Source organism: Streptomyces sp. NPDC057682, from assembly GCF_042799575.1.
Lineage (GTDB): Bacteria > Actinomycetota > Actinomycetes > Streptomycetales > Streptomycetaceae > Streptomyces.
This window is the reverse complement of sequence record NZ_JBHVIN010000022.1, coordinates 78804-96857: the sequence shown is the minus strand read 5'-3', so window position 1 is coordinate 96857 and position 18054 is coordinate 78804. Positions and strand designations below refer to the sequence as shown.

Annotated in this window: 12 protein-coding genes and 1 tRNA gene; 10 read left to right on the top strand and 3 right to left on the bottom strand. The window is 72.2% G+C overall.

Going from position 1 to position 18054, the window contains the following annotated elements:
* Positions 1-6 precede the first annotated feature (6 nt).
* Both ACFVDM_RS32890 and ACFVDM_RS32885 read right to left on the bottom strand, forming a co-directional pair.
* Positions 7-777 carry an ABC transporter ATP-binding protein gene (locus tag ACFVDM_RS32890; RefSeq protein WP_383649028.1) on the bottom strand — a complete coding sequence of 257 codons (771 nt, stop codon included), beginning with the start codon at positions 775-777 and terminating at the stop codon, positions 7-9.
* Positions 778-1054: 277 nt separating this feature from the next.
* Positions 1055-2074 (bottom strand): LacI family DNA-binding transcriptional regulator, encoded by a 1020-nt coding sequence (locus ACFVDM_RS32885; protein ID WP_383649026.1) that lies wholly within the window; start codon positions 2072-2074, stop codon positions 1055-1057.
* Between the two features lie 222 nt (positions 2075-2296).
* On the opposite strand from ACFVDM_RS32885, the gene ACFVDM_RS32880 reads away from it, so the two are divergent.
* The 7 genes from ACFVDM_RS32880 (at position 2297) to ACFVDM_RS32850 (ending at position 10807) form a co-directional block, all read left to right on the top strand.
* Positions 2297-4033: an ABC transporter substrate-binding protein gene (locus tag ACFVDM_RS32880; protein WP_383649024.1), complete on the top strand. Its 1737-nt coding sequence runs from the start codon at positions 2297-2299 to the stop codon at positions 4031-4033.
* Positions 4034-4237: 204 nt separating this feature from the next.
* Complete coding sequence (locus tag ACFVDM_RS32875) at positions 4238-5233, top strand: ABC transporter permease (protein ID WP_383649022.1); 996 nt, start codon at positions 4238-4240, stop codon at positions 5231-5233.
* Positions 5230-6135 carry an ABC transporter permease gene (locus ACFVDM_RS32870; RefSeq protein ID WP_383649020.1) on the top strand — a complete coding sequence of 302 codons (906 nt, stop codon included), beginning with the start codon at positions 5230-5232 and terminating at the stop codon, positions 6133-6135. The genes ACFVDM_RS32875 and ACFVDM_RS32870 overlap by 4 nt, the downstream gene beginning before the upstream one ends.
* An 80-nt stretch (positions 6136-6215) precedes the next feature.
* Positions 6216-7157, top strand: a complete 942-nt coding sequence (locus ACFVDM_RS32865; RefSeq protein WP_383649018.1) for an ABC transporter ATP-binding protein — start codon at positions 6216-6218, stop codon at positions 7155-7157.
* Positions 7142-8050 (top strand): ATP-binding cassette domain-containing protein, encoded by a 909-nt coding sequence (locus ACFVDM_RS32860; RefSeq protein WP_383649016.1) that lies wholly within the window; start codon positions 7142-7144, stop codon positions 8048-8050. Before ACFVDM_RS32865 ends, ACFVDM_RS32860 begins: the two co-directional genes overlap by 16 nt.
* Positions 8047-10464 (top strand): glycoside hydrolase family 2 protein, encoded by a 2418-nt coding sequence (locus tag ACFVDM_RS32855; RefSeq protein WP_383649014.1) that lies wholly within the window; start codon positions 8047-8049, stop codon positions 10462-10464. The genes ACFVDM_RS32860 and ACFVDM_RS32855 overlap by 4 nt, the downstream gene beginning before the upstream one ends.
* Before the next feature lie 257 nt (positions 10465-10721).
* A tRNA-Leu gene (locus tag ACFVDM_RS32850) sits at positions 10722-10807 on the top strand.
* Between the two features lie 288 nt (positions 10808-11095).
* On the opposite strand, the gene ACFVDM_RS32845 is transcribed toward ACFVDM_RS32850, so the two are convergent.
* Positions 11096-11575 (bottom strand): hypothetical protein, encoded by a 480-nt coding sequence (locus ACFVDM_RS32845; protein ID WP_383649012.1) that lies wholly within the window; start codon positions 11573-11575, stop codon positions 11096-11098.
* A 320-nt stretch (positions 11576-11895) separates the two neighbouring features.
* Between ACFVDM_RS32845 and ACFVDM_RS32840 the strand changes: the two genes are divergently transcribed.
* From ACFVDM_RS32840 to ACFVDM_RS32830, 3 genes are all read left to right on the top strand, one after another.
* On the top strand, positions 11896-12921 hold the full coding sequence (locus ACFVDM_RS32840) for a helix-turn-helix domain-containing protein (RefSeq protein WP_383649010.1): 1026 nt from the start codon (positions 11896-11898) through the stop codon (positions 12919-12921).
* A gap of 256 nt (positions 12922-13177) precedes the next feature.
* Positions 13178-16567 carry a S8 family serine peptidase gene (locus ACFVDM_RS32835; RefSeq protein WP_383649008.1) on the top strand — a complete coding sequence of 1130 codons (3390 nt, stop codon included), beginning with the start codon at positions 13178-13180 and terminating at the stop codon, positions 16565-16567.
* A gap of 202 nt (positions 16568-16769) precedes the next feature.
* On the top strand, positions 16770-17903 hold the full coding sequence (locus tag ACFVDM_RS32830) for a PP2C family protein-serine/threonine phosphatase (protein ID WP_383649006.1): 1134 nt from the start codon (positions 16770-16772) through the stop codon (positions 17901-17903).
* The last annotated feature ends 151 nt before the right edge of the window (positions 17904-18054 follow it).

Here is an 18054-nt window from a genome sequence, read left to right as displayed (position 1 = left end):
CGGGGCTCAGCTGGTGCGGCCCTTGGTGTCGAACGCCTTCATCCGGTCCAGCACCTTGTCGGCGGTGGGGTGCAGCATCTGGTCGACGATCGCCCCGTCGGCGAGGAAGACGACCCGGTCCGCGTAGGAGGCGGCGGCCGGGTCGTGGGTCACCATCACCACGGTCTGGCCCAGTTCGCGCACCGAGTTGCGCAGGAAGCCGAGGACCTCGGCGCCGGAGCGGGAGTCCAGGTTCCCGGTCGGCTCGTCGCCGAAGATGATCTCGGGCCGGGAGGCCAGGGCGCGGGCGACCGCGACGCGCTGCTGCTGTCCGCCGGACAGCTCGGTCGGCCGGTGCTTCAGCCGGTCGGCGAGGCCCACCATGTCGATGACCCCGCGCAGCCACTCCTGGTCGGGCTTGCGGCCCGCGATGTCCATCGGCAGCGTGATGTTCTCCAGCGCCGAGAGCGTCGGCAGCAGGTTGAACGCCTGGAAGATGAAGCCGATCTTGTCCCGGCGCAACTGCGTGAGCTGCTTGTCCTTGAGGGAGCCCAGTTCCGTGTCACCGATGCGCACCGAACCGCTGCTGAAGGTGTCGAGACCCGCCACGCAGTGCATCAGCGTGGACTTGCCGGAGCCGGAGGGGCCCATGATGGCGGTGAACTCGCCCTGGGGGAAGTCGACGGTGACCCGGTCCAGGGCGGTGACCTTGGTCTCGCCCTCTCCGTAGACCTTCGACAGTTCCGTGGCGCGGGCGGCCACCGCGGTGGCGCGGTGAGCGGTGGACAGGGTGGTCACGGGAGACTCCAGGGTCGGGTGGGGTGTACGGGACGGGGCCCGCCCGCCGGACCCGCCGGGCGGCGGGGGCCCGGGGCAGGGGCACCTCACCATCGTCTCCGCCGTCCGGCCGCCGGTCGTCACTCCCGATGCCCGTTCCCGGGACAGCCCTGAGTCGCACCGCCGGGGCCCGGCGTACGTCTGCGGTATGACACCGGCCGTCCCCGTACGGGCGGACGGCTCCGCGCTCCGGGGGTCCGCCGGGGCCTGTCCGGCGACGGGGGCGGCCCGGCAGGCCCTACCGCGGCGGCGCCGTCGACCCGCGCGGCACGAGTCGGGCCGCCGCGTCCTCGTAGCCCGCCGCCGCGCCCTCGTCGATCAGCGTCAGCAGGGTGCGCGCGGCGTGGCCGCCGTACGCCGGGATGTCGCGGCCGAGCGCGGTCAGCGGCGGCCTGACGACCCGGGAGAGCTGGGAGTCGTCCCAGGCGACGAGGGAGAGGTCGCGGGGGACGTCGAGGCCCATCTCCTGGGCGACGGACAGCCCGGCCACGGCCATGATGTCGTTGTCGTAGACGACGGCGGTCGGCCGCCGCGCCGAGGTGATCAGCCGCCGGGTGGCGTGCGCGCCCTCCTCGCCGGAGTAGTCCGTGTGGACGATCACCGGTTCGCCGAGGCCGAGTTCGGCGCAGATCTCGCGCTGGGCCCGGTCGCGCAGCTCCGTGTGGTTGAGCCCCGGAAGACCCGCGACCCGGGCGACCGAGCGGTGGCCCATCGCGGCCAGGTACGTGACGGTGTCCCGGACCGCCGTGTGGTCGTCGGACCAGACGGCGGGCAGCGGGCCGGCCGCCGAGGGGTGCCCGATCACCACGGCCGGCAGGCCCAGCCCGGCCACGCCCGCGACGCGGGGGTCCGCCGCGCGCAGATCGGCGAGGAACACCCCGTCCACCCGGCCCTCGCCCCACCAGCGGCGGTAGACCTCCAGCTCCTGTTCCGGACCGTCGACGACCTGGAGGAGCAGCGCGCGCCCGCGCGGGGCCAGTTCGCTCTCGATCCCGCTGATCAGCTCCATGAAGAACGGCTCCACGCCGAGCAGCCGGGCGGGCCGGCAGAGCGCGAGGCCTACCGCGTCGGCACGTGCGCCGGTCAGGGCGCGGGCCGCACTGTTGGGCTGCCAGCCGATCTCCTGGGCGATGGCCTTGATCGCGGCGCGGGTCGCGGGGGAGACCCCCGGCCGGTCGTTGAGGGCGTAGGACACCGCGACCTTGGAGACCCCGGCGCGGCGCGCTATGTCGGCGATCGTGGGGCGGTGTCTGGGCATGCGACCTCGCTTAACCGGTTCGTGATCCATGCGCATCCTAGCCAGCGGTCCTCCGGGCCAGGAGGGGGAGTCGGCGAAGAGTGATCGTCCAACTTCCCCTGGAACCAAAGAAATGGGAGCGCTCCCGCCATCTTGACAGCCCTTCCCCACGGCCTTAGCTTCACGGCACTTACCCGGTTCAGCAGCTCCGCTCGGCAGGGACGGCGGGGAGAAGGAGGGACCATGGGCACGGGCTTCCGCGGACGGATCGCCGTCGCGTTCGCCGTGATCGGACTCGCCGCCACCGCGTGCACGGGAGGCGGCTCCTCCGGGGGCGGCTCCGGCGGCACGGGGGGCGGCGGGGGCGGTGCGCTCCCGCGCAACGAGACGCTCTACACCACCGGTACGCAGTGGGGACCGCCGGCCAACTACAACCCGCTGCACAACTGGGACCACGCCACCGGCACCAAGGGCCTGGTCTACGAGACGCTGTTCCACTTCGACCCCAACGCGGGCAAGCTCACGCCCTGGCTCGCCGAGTCGGGCTCCTGGACCGGGGACAAGACGTACGAGGTGAAGCTGCGCCCCGGCATCACCTGGTCCGACGGCAAGCCGCTGACCGCCCAGGACGTGGCGTACTCCTACGGCATCGGCAAGATCGAGGCGTCGTCCTTCCACACCCTGTGGAGCTGGCTCTCGGGCGCCGAGGCGGTGGACGCCACGACCGTCCGCTTCACCTTCAAGGAGGCCCGCTACCAGGAGTGGGACTTCACCCTCTACGGGCAGCCGATCGTCCCCGAGCACATCTGGGGCAAGCGCGCGGAGAAGGAGGTCCTCGACGGGGTCAACGACAAGCCCGTCGGCACCGGCGCGTACACGCTCAAGAGCCACACCCAGGACCGGGTCGTGTGGCAGCGGCGCGACGACTGGTGGGGCGTCAAGGCGCTCTCCATGAAGCCCGCGCCCCGCTACATCGTCGACGTCTCCAACCCGAGCAACGAGGTCGTCATCGGCCAGCTCGGCCAGAACCAGCTCGACCTCAGCAACAACTTCCTGCCCGGCGCCTCCTCGCTGATCAAGAGCAAGAAGGTCGTCTCGTACTACGACAAGCCGCCCTACATGCTCTCCGCCAACACCGCCTGGCTGGTGCCCAACACCACCAGGAAGCCGATGAACGACGCGGTCTTCCGCAAGGCGCTCGCCGCCTCCGTCGACACCGGCAAGATCGTCAAGGGCGTCTACGGGGAACTGGTCAAGGCCGCGAACCCGACCGGTCTGCTCCCGCAGTGGGACGCCTTCGTCGACCGGGACCTGGTGGCCCGCGAGGGCTTCTCCTTCGACACCGACGAGGCCAAGCGGATCCTCTTCGACGGCGGCTACAAGGACACCGACGGCGACGGCTTCGTGGAGAACACGGACGGCTCGAAGATCAGCCTGAAGCTCGCCGTGCCCACCGGCTGGACCGACTGGATGGAGGCCGCCAAGGTCATCGCCTCCTCCGCCAAGGCCGCCGGAATCAAGATCACCACGGAGTTCCCGGACGCCAACGCCCTCAACGAGCAGCGCGGCAAGGGCGACTTCGACCTGGTCGTGAACAACGAACGCCAGCTCTCCAGCACTCCGTGGACGTACTACGAGTACATGTTCCAGCTGCCCGTGCAGAAGCAGCAGAACACCGTCAACTTCGGCCGCTACGAGAACCCCGAGGCCTGGAAGCTCGTCCAGGAGCTCGGCGGGGTGAAGACCGACGACACCGAGGGCATGAAGAAGGTCATCTCCCGGCTCCAGGCCATCCAGCTGAAGGAGATGCCGGTCATCCCCCTCTGGTACAACGGCCTCTGGGCCCAGTCCACCACCGGGACCTGGACGAACTGGCCCTCGGACGCCCCGGGCGCGCCCAAGTACGCGCCCGCCCTGTGGCGCAACTGGCTGGAGATGGGCGGCTTTGAAGCGCTGACCCAGCTCAAGCCCGCCAAGTGATCCGGCCGTTCTGAGACCCGGGCGGCGCACGGGCCACCGCGCGCCGCCCGGAACCGGACCGCGAGGCGTACGCGCATGCCGTACGCCGCCCGTTCCGGGAGCGGCCGGTCCGTGCCGCCCGCTCCGCGTCCACGCCCGCCCCGCCGGGCGGCCGGCGGCCACGCCCCGCCGACCGCCCGGCGGGGCTCTCCCCGGGGAGCCCCCTTGCGCCGCTACTTCGCCCGCAAACTTCTGATCTACGCGCTGACCTTCGTCGTCGCCGTCACCGTCAACTGGATGATCCCGCGCTTCATGCCCGGCGACCCGGTCGCCGCGATGGTGGCCCGTGCCCGGGTCTCGCAGCCCGAGGCCGTCGAGGCCATGCGCTCCTACTACAACAACCTCTTCGGCTTCGACGAGCCCGTCTGGCAGCAGTACCTGCACTTCTGGGGCTCCCTGCTCCAGGGCGACTTCGGGCTGTCCATCTGGGTGTTCCCCAAGCCCGTCTCCGAGGTGCTGCTCGACGCCCTGCCCTACACGCTGGGGCTGATGGTCCCGGCCGTGCTGCTGAGCTGGTTCGTCGGCAACTGGGCCGGGGCGCTGGCCGCCCGCCGCAAGGTGCTCGACAACACCGTGCTCCCGGCCGGCTATCTGCTCACCGCCATGCCCTACATGTGGATCGCGGTCATCCTCGCCTGGGCGCTCGGCTCCAAGGCGGGCTGGTTCCCGCTCTCCGGCGGCTACAGCCTCGACATCCAGCCCAGCTGGTCCTTCGCCTTCGCCACCGACCTCTTCCAGCACTGGGTGCTGCCGTTCCTCTCGCTCTTCCTGGTCGCGCTCGGCGGCTGGGCCATCGGCATGCGCAACATGATCATCTACGAGCTGGAGTCCGACTACTCCTCCTACCTCTCGGCCCTCGGCGCCCCCCAGCGGCTCATCCGCCGCTACGCCTTCCGCAACGCCGTCCTGCCCCAGATCACCGGACTCGCCCTCCAGCTGGGCGTCCTGGTGGCCGGAGCGCTGGTCACCGAGATCGTCTTCGCCTATCCGGGGCTCGGCTCGCTGATCCTGGCCGCCATCCAGAACCAGGACTTCTTCCTGCTCCAGGGCGCCTTCCTGTTCATCGTCATCGGCGTCCTGATCGCCAACTTCCTCATCGACATCGTGTACGTCGTCGTCGACCCCCGTACGCGTACGGGCATGGCAGGAGGCCAGTCATGAGCACCGCGCCCGAACCGGCCACCGAGCCGTCCGCCGGGGCGGGCTCAGCCGCCCGCCCCGGCCGGGAGACACTGCACTACGCGGTCCGCAACCCCAAGCTGCTCATCGGGTTCACCGTCGTCGTGCTGCTCCTGCTCATCGGCATCATCGGCCCGCCGCTGCTCGACAACGCCGACCCGAACGAATACGTGGGCCCGCAGGCCGCACCGCCCGACGGCACGTACTGGATGGGCACCACCACCTTCGGCCAGGACGTCTACGCCCAGTTCGTGCACGGACTGCGCGCCACGTTCCTCGTCGGCGTCGTCGGCGGGGCCATCGCCGCCGTCATCGCCATGCTCGTCGGCTTCCTGGCCGGCTACCGGGGCGGAGCCGTCGACGAGATCCTGAACATGCTCACCAACGTGGTGCTCGTCCTGCCCGCCCTCGCCGTCCTGCTGATCATCAACGCCTATCTGGGCGTCCGCTCGGTCGCCGTGCAGGGCCTGTTCATCGGGCTCACCTCCTGGCCCTGGGCGGCGCGCGCGATCCGCGCCCAGACCTTCTCGCTGCGCACCCGGGAGTTCGTGGACCTGGCCCGGCTCAGCGGCAGCGGCACCTGGCGCATCGTCTTCCGCGAGATCGCGCCGAACATGAGCTCCTACCTCTTCATGATGTTCATCCTGCTCTTCGGCGGCTCGGTGCTGATCGCCTCCTCGCTCGACTTCATCGGGCTCGGCCCCACCGAGGGCGTCTCGCTGGGGATGATGCTCCAGAGCGCCCAGCAGTGGAGCGCGCTCCAGCTCGGCATGTGGTGGTGGTTCGTCCCGCCCGGCGCAGGGATCACCGCGATCGTCGGCGCGCTGTACATCGCCAACGTCGGCCTCGACGAGGTCTTCAACCCGAAACTGCGGGAGGCCTGAGCCCCCATGAACCCGACTGTTCCCCCGGAGGCCCGAGCCATGGCCCCTGCGCACCACCGCGTCCCGGAAGGCCGGACCCCATGACCCTGAACGTGACCGACCTCCGGGTCCACTACCGCACCCTGCGCGGCGAGGTCCGGGCCCTGGACGGCGTCTCCTTCGACCTGGCCGACGGCGAGATCCTGGGCCTGGCCGGCGAGTCCGGCTGCGGCAAGAGCACGCTGGGCAAGTCGCTGATCCGGCTCGACGGCCGGATGCGGCACGCGGGCGGCACCGTCACCCTGGACGGCGACGACGTGCCCGTGTCCGACGACCGCGCCATGAACGCCTTCCGCTTCCACCGGATATCGCTCGTCCCGCAGTACTCCATGAGCGCGCTCAACCCGACCCGCCGCATCGGCCGGATGATCCGCGAACTGCTCGCCTCGCGCGGCGCCTCCGTCGACACCGCCGAACTGCACCGCAGGCTCGACCTGGTGGGCCTGGACCACGACGTCCTGGACCGCTACCCGATCGAGCTGTCCGGCGGCATGAAGCAGCGCACCGTCATGGTGATCTCCACGCTCCTCGACCCGTCCGTCCTCGTCGCGGACGAGGTGACCTCCGCGCTCGACGTCTCCACCCAGCGGGCCGTCGTCGGCGCCCTCACCGGACTGCGCGACAAGGGCCTGGTCACCAGCATGATCTTCGTGACCCACGACCTCGGGCTGACCTCGCACATCGCGGACTCCATCATGGTCATGTACGCGGGCAGGCTGGCCGAGAAGGCGCCCACGAAGACCCTGACGACCGCGCCCCGCCACCCGTACACCAAGCTGCTGCTCGGCTCGCTGCCCGAGGTCGGCGCCCGGTACGCCGACAAGCCCCTCAAGGGCATCGCCGGCGCCCCGCCCTCCCTGCTGGACCCGCCGCCCGGCTGCCGCTTCCGCGACCGCTGCCCGCTCGCCGACGAGCGGTGCGCCGAGGAGCCCCCGGTCGTGGAGATCGCCCCCCGCCACTCCGTCGCATGCTGGAAGGCCTGATGCTGAGCCTCGACCACGTCACCAAGACCTACCGCGCCGGGGCGTTCGGCGGCGGCTCCGTCACCGCCGTGGACCGGGTGTCCTTCACCGCCGCCCCCGGCGAGGTCGTCTCCCTCATCGGCGAGAGCGGCAGCGGGAAGTCCACCATCGGCCGGATGATCCTCGGACTGACCGGGGTCACCTCCGGCACCCTCACCCTGGACGGCCGGCCGGTCCGCCCCGGCAAGGACTTCTACCGCCGCGTCCAGGGCGTCTTCCAGGACCCCTTCTCCTGCTACAACCCGGTCTTCCGCGCCGACCGGGTCTTCGACCTGATCCGCCGCGCCTACCATCCGGGCGTCCCCGACAAGGAGTGGGCCGACCGGGTCGAGAAGGCCGTCCGGGACGTACGGCTGGACCCCGGCCAGGTCCTCGGCCGCTACCCGCACCAGCTCAGCGGCGGCCAGCTGCAACGGCTCCTCATCGCCCGCGCCCTGCTGCTCGACCTGAGCTTCCTCGTCGCGGACGAGATCACCAGCATGCTCGACGCCTCCACGCGCATCGACGTGCTCAACCTGCTCGCCGTCCTCAAGGAACGCGGCCTCGGCGTCCTCTACATCACCCACGACCTCGCGCTCGGCACCTACCTCGCCGAGAAGACCGTCGTGCTGCGGCGCGGCCGGGTCGTCGAACGCGGCGACACCCGGAAGGTGTTCGGCAACCCCGTCCACCCCTACACCCGCTCCCTGCTCGCCGCCGTCCCGCGCCTCAACACCCCGTGGGACCCGCCCGAGCCGGTGACCGCGTGCGCCTTCCACGAGGGCGGCGCCCCCGGGGACGGGCTCCACGAGACCGAGCCGGACCACTTCGTCGCCTGCGCCCAGCTCCCCGACTGCGGAAGGACCGCCGCGTGACCCCTCGCCACCTCCCCCTGCACGACGGCTGGACGCTGACCGCCGACGGCCCCGTGCCCGTGGACCTGCCCGCCGGGGGGCTCCCCGCCACCGTGCCCGGCTGCGTCCACACCGATCTGCTCGCGGCCGGGCTCATCGACGATCCGTACCTGGACGACAACGAGACCCGGCTCGGCTGGACCGGCCGCACCGACTGGACATACCGCACCACCTTCGACTGGACCCCGGACGGGCACGACCACGCCGCCCTGTGCTTCGACGGCCTCGACACCGTCGCCACCGTCCTGCTCAACGGCACCGAGGTGGGCCGCACCGCCAACCAGCACCGCTCCTACCGCTTCCCCGTCCGCCCGCTGCTGCGCGAGGGCGCCAACACCCTCGTCGTCCGCTTCACCGCCCCGTACAGCTACGCCGAGGAACTGCGCGAACGGCTCGGCGACCGCCCCGGGGCGTACGCGGAGCCGTACGCCTTCATCCGCAAGATGGCGTGCAACTTCGGCTGGGACTGGGGCCCGACCCTGGTCACCTCGGGCATCTGGCGCCCGGTCGCGCTGGAGACCTGGAGCGGCCCGAGGATCGCGTCCGTGAAGCTGCTGCCCGATCTCGACGGGGCCGGGGTGCCGAGGCTGACCGCCGAGCTGGAGCTCGACCACGACGGCCTCGCACCGCTGTCGGGCGAGGTCGCGGTGGCAGGTGAGGCGGCCGCCTTCACCACCACCGGCGACGAGCACCGCGTCACGGTCACCCTCTCCGTCCCCCGGGCCGAGGTCTGGTGGCCGCACAGCCACGGGGCCCAGCCGCTGTACGAGGTGACGGTCCGAGTCGGCGACGACGTCCGGACGCTCCGTACGGGCTTCCGCTCCGTCGCCCTGGAGGAGGATGCGTTCCGCATCGCGGTGAACGGCGAGGACGTCTTCGTACGCGGGGTGAACTGGATCCCCGAGGACTGCTTCCCCACCCGGGTCACCCGCGAACGGCTCTCCGCCCGCCTCGACCAGGCGGTCGCCGCCGGAGTCAACCTGGTCCGGGTCTGGGGCGGCGGCCTCTACGAGAGCGACGACTTCTACGCCCTCTGCGACGAGAAGGGCCTCCTGGTCTGGCAGGACTTCCCGTTCGCCTGCGCGGCCTACCCCGAGGAGCAGCCGCTGTGGGACGAGGTGGCGGCCGAGGCCCGGGAGAACGTCGTCCGCCTCGCCCCGCACCCCTCCCTGGTGCTGTGGTGCGGCAACAACGAGAACCTGGAGGGGCACGCCGACTGGGGCTGGCGCGAGGAGCTGGGCGAGCGCACCTGGGGCCACGGCTACTACCACGAGCTGCTGCCCTCCATCGTCTCCGAGGCCGACCCCACCCGCCCGTACTGGCCCGGCTCGCCCTACTCCGGCACGGAGGACCTCCACCCCCAGGACCCGGCCCACGGCACGATCCACGTCTGGGACGTGTGGAACCGCGCCGACTACCGGGCGTACGCGGACCGGGTGCCGCGCTTCGTCGCCGAGTTCGGCTTCCAGGGCCCGCCCGCGTACGCCACGCTGCGCCGCGCCGTCAGTGGCCCGCTCACCCCCGACGCCCCGCTGCTCGCCCACCACCAGAAGGCCGAGGACGGCAACGCCAAACTGCTGCGCGGAGTGGGCGACCACCTGCCGCTGCCGGGCGACGACTTCGACGACTGGCACTGGCTCACCCAGCTCAACCAGGCCCGCGCCGTCGCCTTCGGCATCCGCCACTTCCGCTCCCACACCCCGTACTGCATGGGCACGATCGTCTGGCAGCTCAACGACTGCTGGCCCGTCGTCTCCTGGGCCGCCGTGGACGGTGACGGCCGCCGCAAACCGCTCTGGTACGCCCTGCGGGAGGCGTACGCGGACCGCCTGATCGTGATCCGCGACGACGCCGCGCACCTGGTGAACGACGCCCCGGAGCCCTGGACCGGCCCCCTGCGGCTGACCCGCCACGCCCTGGACGGCACGGCCCTGGCCACGCACACCGAGACCGTCACCGTCGCCCCCAGGGGCGTCACCCGCGTCCCCCTCCCGCCGTCCGTGGCCGCCCCGGCGGACCCCGCCGCCGAACTCCTGACCGCCCGCCTCGGCACCACCCGCACCACGGGCTTCTTCGACGAGGACACCCGCCTCGCCCTCGAACCGCCCCGCTACGACGTCACCGTCACCGAGCACCCCGACGGCGCCGGACCGCCCGCCTACCGCGTCGAGGTGACCGCCCGCACCCTCCTGAAGGACGTGTCCCTCTTCCCCGACCGCCTCGACCCGGCGGCCGTCGCCGACCGCATGCTCGTCACCCTGCTCCCCGGCGAGACCACCGTGTTCATGATCACAGGAGCCCGCCTCCCGGACCCCGACGCCCTCGGCGCGCGCCCCGTCCTGCGCTGCGTCAACGACACCGTCGCGAAGGAGTAGCCGGCCCGGGGGTGGCGCGCCCCTGGCGATCGGTGGCGCGCCCCTGGCGAAACCGCTGTGCGGGTGCGGCGACTTTCCGTCAATTCGGAGACGGGCCTCCCGCACCCGCCACCCCGCCCAGGCGTGTGACTATGCCTTCCGCGTGTGCTGACGGACCCTCAAGCGATCAATAAAATAAGACAACATCGCGCCAGTGTTCGCCTGCCGGAGGAGTGCCCCCGGATAGGGTCATGTGCCAACGCGGAGCCGCGCGCCAGGCCCGGATGGTGGAACGCAGACACGGCGAGCTTAAACCTCGCTGCCCCTCGGGGGCGTGCCGGTTCAAGTCCGGCTCCGGGCACCACCGCGCTCGCCCCCGCCGACGCGCCCCCTCCCACGGCACCACTCCCGAACCACCCGTACGGCGGCACTTCCCCGGGCGCGGCGTCCCGGGCCCGCGATCCGGCCGGAGCCGTTCAGAGCGACGAGGGGGCCCCGGCCGTGACGAGGAGGGCGGCGGCCCGGACCTGCCGTCCGGGGGTCGCAGTCGGCGGTGTCGTCCTGGAGCGGGCGGGCCACCTCCCGGCCGGTGCGGGCGATGACGTGCGCCGCCTCGTATCGGAACCGGCAGGAGCGCTCGCGCCCCGACGTCCTACAAGGGCTTGTGGATCCCGCGACGGAGGCAGTCGGTCTCCCACGGTTCGAACACCCGCGAACCCGCCGGAAGATTTTCCATGGAGTGGTCGGGGCTCTCCCACCAGTCGCCGGTGTGCTGCGCGTCGTCGGCGCCGTTGACGAGATCGGTCCTGAGCGTGGCATCGCTGGTCAGGTCCGCTGCCTGCCTCAACCTCAGCGCGTAGGTGCGGTACGCGCGCGCCATGGCCTCGGTCTGGCCACTGGCACCTGTCGGAGGGGCTGCCCGGCTGTCGTTCTCCTGGCTGTGTTCGGCCTCGTACGCGGCATGGCACGCGTCGGAGAAGCCCGAGTCGCCGGCCGGCCCGTGTCCGACGGCCTCGCGCAGGTCGTCGAAGTTGCGGATTCCGAAGAAGGTGAGCAGCGCGACAATCGACGCACCGATGCTCAGATAGACGCGAAGCTGACTCGCTGTCAGCCCGTCGCTGGTCCCGCCCACCGGCCACCCCCGTATCGCAACGACTTTCGCGGCCTGAACGGGCCGGGGACAAGCTACACGCGCGGCCGATCGCCCGGGAAGGCGCTGATCCCGCTCCCGGCCGTGCCCTGTTCTGCCGTCGGGATGTCGCCAACTCGGTCTCGCGGCAGCGGTCTTGGGGGATGCGCGACCGGTGGCCGGCGGGCGGCTCCGGCGGGACCGCGCATCGTCGCCGTGAACGTCCGGGAAAGGGGGGATAGGGTTCCGGGCGAGAGGGGTCCGGTCCGTGGGCACGCGCTGCGCCGGGGCCGGGCACGGGTCCGTTGCCCGGGGGGAGCCGCATGCTGCAGGCGCTGGGGCTGAGCCCGTCCGAGGAAGCCGTCTACACGGCACTGCTGGCCCGCCCGACCGCCTCCGCCCGGGAGCTCGCCGGGCAGGCCGGGCTCGGGGAGGGCGAGAGCGAGCGGATCCTGCTCGCGCTCGCCGCACGCGGCCTGGTCGCCGCCGTCCGGGAGGCCGCGAACGCCGCCCCGGACCCCGCCGCCGTGCGGGTGCCGCGGCCCGTCCGCTACCGGCTCACGCCGCCCTCGGTGGCCCTGGCGCCCCTCCTCGCCGAGCAGCGCAACGCCCTGCACCTCGCCGAGACCGCTTTCTCCAGGCTGGACGAGCAGTACCGCACGACCGCCGCGCGCACGGCCGGCGGTGTCGTGGAGGTGGTCGTGGGCGTGGAGCAGGTGGCCCACCGGTTCCTCCAGCTCCAGCTCGGGGCCCAGCGGGAGTTGCTGGTGTTCCTCGTCGGTGAGCCCACGGCCGTACCCCGTGAGGACACCGACTCGTCGGAGAACTCCGCGCTGGGCCGGGGCGTCGACTTCCGGGTGGTGGCCGCCAAGGACTACCTCTCCGGCCACGAGGTGGTGCGGGACGTACGGGAGGCCGTGGCGGCGGGCCTGGAGCTCCGAACGGCCGACTCCCTCCCGCTGAAGATGGTCGTATCCGACCGTGAACGTGCCATGGTGCCCCTGGACATGACGGACTCCGGGGGCGAGCCGAGCGCGATCGTCGTTCATCCCAGCGGTCTGCTGACGGCCCTGGTCCACCTCTTCGAGAGGGAGTGGGACCAGGGGCGGCCCCTGTTCACCACCGGCGCGGGCGCGCACGGGGAGCCGGCGGGCGACCAGCGGCCGACCGAGGAGGAGCTGGAGGTCCTGGCCCTCCTGCTGGCGGGGATGTCCGACCGGCGGGCCGCGTCCGAACTGGGTCTGTCCATCCGCACGGTGGAGCGCAGGGTGCGCCGTCTGATGGATCTCTCGGGAGTGGAGTCGCGCCTTCAGCTGGGCTGGCACGCGGCGCGCGTCGGCTGGGTCTGAACCATCCGGTCCACCCGTCCGGGAGCCCCTGGTCCCCGACGGGCCCGGGGCGACGGCCGGGACGTGACGCAACTCCCGAGGGCGGCCGACGCCTCCCCGGCGTACGGAATGTGAACGTCCGCCACTCCGACGGTGCCCGCATGTCGGACTTCCGTCACGTGGGGAACCCGCCAGGCTCGGCCCCCCTGAACGCTCCGCATCCCTGCCAGGATGCAGCCGCAGCACGGCATGTTCATGGCTTCGAGCAGGGAGAATCATGCATTCAATAGGGCGAATAGCCTTGGGCGCGGCGACCGCCGCCGTCCTGGCCATGACCTCGGTCACGCCTTCCGGGGCGGCGGGTACACCCACCGACGGCGCCTCGGCGAACCGGCCCCTCACCGGCAGCGGAAGCACGGCTTCCGGCGGCAAGCAGGTGACGGTCACCCTCGTCACAGGCGACCGGGTGCTGGTGACCACGGACCCGTCGGGCCGCAGTTCGGCGGCCGTTCTGCCGCGCGGGGACGGATCGCAGCCGCTGGTGCAGACCTACCAGCGGGGCAAGGACCTCTACGTCTACCCGGAGAGCGCCGCGCAGGCGCTCGCCGAGGGCAGGGTCGACGAGCAGCTGTTCAACGTCAGCGGGCTCGTCCGCCAGGGCTACGACGACACCCACGCCGACGAGCTGCCCCTCATCGCCACGTACGAGAACCGGGTCGACGTCGCCGCGGCGGCACCCGCGACCCCCCGCGGCGCCGAGCGGGGCCCGAGCCTCCCGGCGGTCAACGGCGTCGCGCTCAAGGCCGGCAAGGACCGTGCCGCCGACTTCTGGCAGGACATCAGCGGCTCCCGCTCGCGGGCCGCCGCCCCGCTGAAGAAGCTGTGGCTGGACAGCAAGGTCACGGGCACGCTGGACCGTTCCACCAGGCAGGTGCACGCGCCGGAGGCCTGGGCCGAGGGGTACGACGGCAAGGGCACCGAGGTCGCCGTGCTGGACACCGGCGTGGACGCCGAACACCCCGACCTGGTCGACCGGGTGAAGGCGGCCGAGAACTTCACGGACTCGGCGGACACCGCCGACCGCCAGGGCCACGGCACCCACACCGCCTCCACCGTCGGCGGTTCCGGAGCGGCCGACGACGGCCGCAGGAAGGGCGTCGCGCCCGGAACCGACCTCCTCATCGGCAAGGTCCTCGACGACAGCGGCTCCGGTCTGACCTCCTGGATCATCGCCGGCATGCAGTGGGCCGTCGACCAGCGGGCCGACGTCGTCTCCATGAGCCTGGGCAACTCCGTGATCGGCGACTGCGCCGATCCGCTCGCCCAGGCCGCGGAGGAGCTCTCGAAGAACACGCACAGCCTGTTCGTCGTCGCCGCGGGCAACAGCGGCCCGCACACCGAGACGGTCTCCTCACCCGGCTGCGCGCCCGGTGTGCTCACCGTGGGCGCCGTCGACCGCGACGACACCACCGCGCCGTTCTCCAGCCGCGGTCCGGTGGCCGTCACCCACACCCTCAAGCCCGAGATCGCCGCACCCGGCGTCGACATCTCGGCGGCTGCCGCGGGCGGCCGCGGCGTCTACGCCTACCGGTCCATGTCGGGTACCTCCATGGCGACCCCGCATGTCGCCGGCGCGGCCGCCGTCGTCCGCCAGGCCCACCCCGACTGGACCGCACAGCAGGTCAAGGCGGCCCTGGTCTCCTCCGCCCGCACCGGCGGCAAGGTCGCGGGTGCCGATCAGACCGGCGCCGGCGTCCTCGACGTGCACGCGGCCGTGCACCAGCAGGTGCTCTCCGCGCCCGCCGTCCAGGGCGGCAGCTACAACTGGCCGCAGGACGCCTCGGACCGCACCACCGTGCAGGTGCCCTTCACCAACACCGGAGGCCGCGACCTGACGCTGCGGCTGAAGGCCGGCGGAGTGCACGGCAACGACGGCAGCGAGGTCACTTCCGCCGTCATCAGGCCGGCGCACGACAAGGTGACCGTTCCCGCGGGCGTCACGGTCCGGGTGCCGGTGCGCATCGACCCCCTCGCCCGCCTCACGGCCGCCCAGTACGGTGCCGTCACGGGCCGGATCACGGCGTCCGGCGGCGGCGCCCACGTCTCCGTGCCGGTCACGCTCTACGTCCAGCCGGAGACCGTCACCCTGCGCGTCAAGGTCATCGACCGCAACGGAAAGCCCGCGGCCGGTGCCTCGTCGCTGGACCTGGCCGGCCTCGACACGGACGACGGCGAGCGCCGCAGCAACGCGGGCGCGCCCGAGCAGACCTACCGCCTGCGTCCCGGCGACTACGCCATCAGCAGCTTCGTGGCGACGTCCGACGCGAGCGGCGCGGCCGAATCGGTCAGCTACCTCGCCCGCCCGCAGACGCGGATCACCAAGGACACCACCGTCGTCCTCGACGCCCGCAGGGCCCACCGGCTGAGCGTGCGCACCGACCGCCCCTCGAAGCTGCGGGGCACCACGTTGAACTACACCCGCGGGTGGGACGACACCTGGCGGCTCAGCGGAACACTCACGGCCGACGGCGCCGTGCAGCGGTTCTACGCGGAGATCGACGGGCGCGCCCGGAAGGGCACCTTCGAGTTCAGGCCCACCTGGCGCGCGACCGGTTCCGAGGACGGCTCCTCCTACGTCTACAACCTGTCGTTCCCGACCGGGGGCCCGCTGCGCTCCGACCGGACCTACCGGCCGAACGACTCCCGGCTGGCCCGGGTCACCGAGACGTGGCACGCCATGGGCAAGGAGGCCGACTACACCGACGCGCTGTTCCTCATGCCCTCCGGGAGCGGCGACACCCAGATTCCGGTGAGCCTGTTCCAGACGGTCCACGTGCCCGTCACCCGCACCGCCTACTACACGACCGGCGACGAGGCCTGGTACCACGGCGCGATGACCAGCTTCCCGTTCGCCGCGTTCATGGGCGACCGGGACCGCACCTACAAGGCCGGGCAGCGGAGCACCGAGGAGTGGTACGCAGGCCCCCTGCGGCCGGGCCCGGCACGCGACGCCGACGGCGGGCTGATGCTCGCCGCCGAGCGGCAGGGCGATCTGATGGGCTTCCAGAACGCGCTCTGGGTCGACGGCTCCGGCGACCACTGGAGCTACGGCGGTTCCTTCGGCGACCTCGGCAAGCTGTCGCTGAAGCGCGACGGCGAGGAGATCGGCAGGCGCGTCGATCCGTACGGCGTGTTCACGGTGCCGGACGAGGACTCCGCGTACGAGCTCACCCAGACCCTGGGGAAGATCTCCAGCGGCGACCCCAACTGGCAGCGCTCCACCGCCGCCGTCACCACCTGGAGCTTCCGCTCCCACCGGGAGCCGGACGTCTACTCCCGCGGCCTGCCGATCCTCCACCCGGCGTACGACCTCCCGGTGGACGGCATGAACACCCTGCCCGCGCGCGGCGGCATCAGGATCGGCCTGTCGGCCGAGGGGCACGCCGGGTACACCGCGGGCACGATCACCGAGGCCTCGCTGTCCTACTCCTACGACGGCGGCACCACCTGGACCGAGGCGCCGACCGAGCGGCGGGACGGCAGGTGGACGGCCGTCGTCGACCACACCGGTGCCACCGGTGAGCAGGTCATGCTGAAGGTCGCCCTCACCGACTCCCACCACAACGCGGTCACCCAGACCGTCACCCGCGCCTACGACGTGCGGTAGCCGCACCCCGCCCGGGCCGGGCGGCCCCTGCCGGACGGTCCCCCGGCAGGGGCCGTCCCGCGCCACCCGGACGGCGGCATTTCCGCGGGGAGGCGGCCAGCCTCCCCGCAGCTTCCCGGGGGGCGAGGATGATCGACGCCTCCCGGTCCGCCGCCACGTCCGGCACACGCACGCGACCAGATCGCCGCTGGAGGATGCCCGCATGTTCCGTCCGCTGCGTGCAGCGATGTCCCGGCCGCGCGGTTCGACGGACAACGACGACCTCAACGCCATCCGCACCCCCGCCACCCGCACCGTGGTCCTGGCGACCCTGGCGGCGACGGCCGTGGTGGTCGTCCTCGGACTGCTGACCGGCACGGCGGTGCTGCTGCTGGGGCTGCTGGTGTTCCTGCCGGCGTTCGCGGCGGCGCTGTGCAGTCCGGGGCAGACGGCGATGGTGTCGGCGTGGGTGAGTCTCGTCGTCATCGCGCCGGTGGTCCTCCAGCCCGAGGAACCGGTGCTGGACCGGGTGATCCTGACGCTGTTCGCGGTCGGTTTCGGTGTGCTGGCGGTCTACGGGGCCCGGGTGCGCATCGCGCGGGAGAGCGCCCTGGTGCGGTTGCGGTCGACCGCGGCGGCGATGCAGCGGCAGATTCTGCGGCCGCTGCCGGTGCTGACGGACGAGGTGCTGGTGGACGGGGTGTACGAGCCCCTCCAGGAGGACAAGCTCGTCGGGGGCGACATCTACGACGTGGTGGCCACCCCGTGGGGCAGCCGGGTCCTCATCGGGGACGTCCAGGGCAAGGGGCTGGCCGCCATCGGCATGGCGATCGACGTGGTGGGGGCCTTCCGGGAGGCCGCGCACCGCGAGGCGACCGTGACCGCGCTCGTCGACGCGCTGGAGGCGGCGGTCGTGCGGCACAACGCGTACGCCGGACAGCGGGGAGAGCCCGAACGGTTCGTCACCGCGCTGGTCCTGGGGGTGGGGGAGGAGATCGGGACGCAGGTCGTCGGCTGCGGGCACATCGCGCCCTACCTGCTGCACGAGGGCACCGTCACGGCCGTCGGCGAGGGCGAGGAGCACGTACCGCTGGGCCTGGCGTCCCTGGTCGACGAACCGCGTACGGTCGCGTGGTTCGACTTCCCCGCCGGGGCCACGCTGCTGCTGTGCACCGACGGGCTGACCGAGGCCCGCTCGCCCGCCGGGGACTTCTACCCGCTGGAGGAGCGGCTCGGCGGACGGGACGACATCACCGCCGGCCGACTGGTCGGCTCGCTCGTCGACGACATGCGCGCGTTCACCCGGGGCGAGCAGCAGGACGACCTCGCGGTCCTCGCGGTACGCCGGGCCCCGTAGGCCATGTCGCGGCCCCGTCGTGACCGCACCGGGACCCCTGGACCCACTGGGCCCACCGCTTCCCGGTGGTACGTCCGGAATGAGGTCCCGCATTTGGGCCCACGGGCCCGTGTCCGCACGGCTGTTCCTCTCGTAACCTCCGAGCCCTAAG

Coding starts and splice junctions, on each gene's coding strand:
- ACFVDM_RS32885 (WP_383649026.1), bottom strand. CDS start 2,074: ATGCCCAGACACCGCCCCACGATCGCCGACATAGCGCGCCGCGCCGGG.
- ACFVDM_RS32880 (WP_383649024.1), top strand. CDS start 2,297: ATGGGCACGGGCTTCCGCGGACGGATCGCCGTCGCGTTCGCCGTGATC.
- ACFVDM_RS32870 (WP_383649020.1), top strand. CDS start 5,230: ATGAGCACCGCGCCCGAACCGGCCACCGAGCCGTCCGCCGGGGCGGGC.
- ACFVDM_RS32865 (WP_383649018.1), top strand. CDS start 6,216: ATGACCCTGAACGTGACCGACCTCCGGGTCCACTACCGCACCCTGCGC.
- ACFVDM_RS32860 (WP_383649016.1), top strand. CDS start 7,142: ATGCTGGAAGGCCTGATGCTGAGCCTCGACCACGTCACCAAGACCTAC.
- ACFVDM_RS32840 (WP_383649010.1), top strand. CDS start 11,896: ATGCTGCAGGCGCTGGGGCTGAGCCCGTCCGAGGAAGCCGTCTACACG.
- ACFVDM_RS32835 (WP_383649008.1), top strand. CDS start 13,178: ATGCATTCAATAGGGCGAATAGCCTTGGGCGCGGCGACCGCCGCCGTC.
- ACFVDM_RS32830 (WP_383649006.1), top strand. CDS start 16,770: ATGTTCCGTCCGCTGCGTGCAGCGATGTCCCGGCCGCGCGGTTCGACG.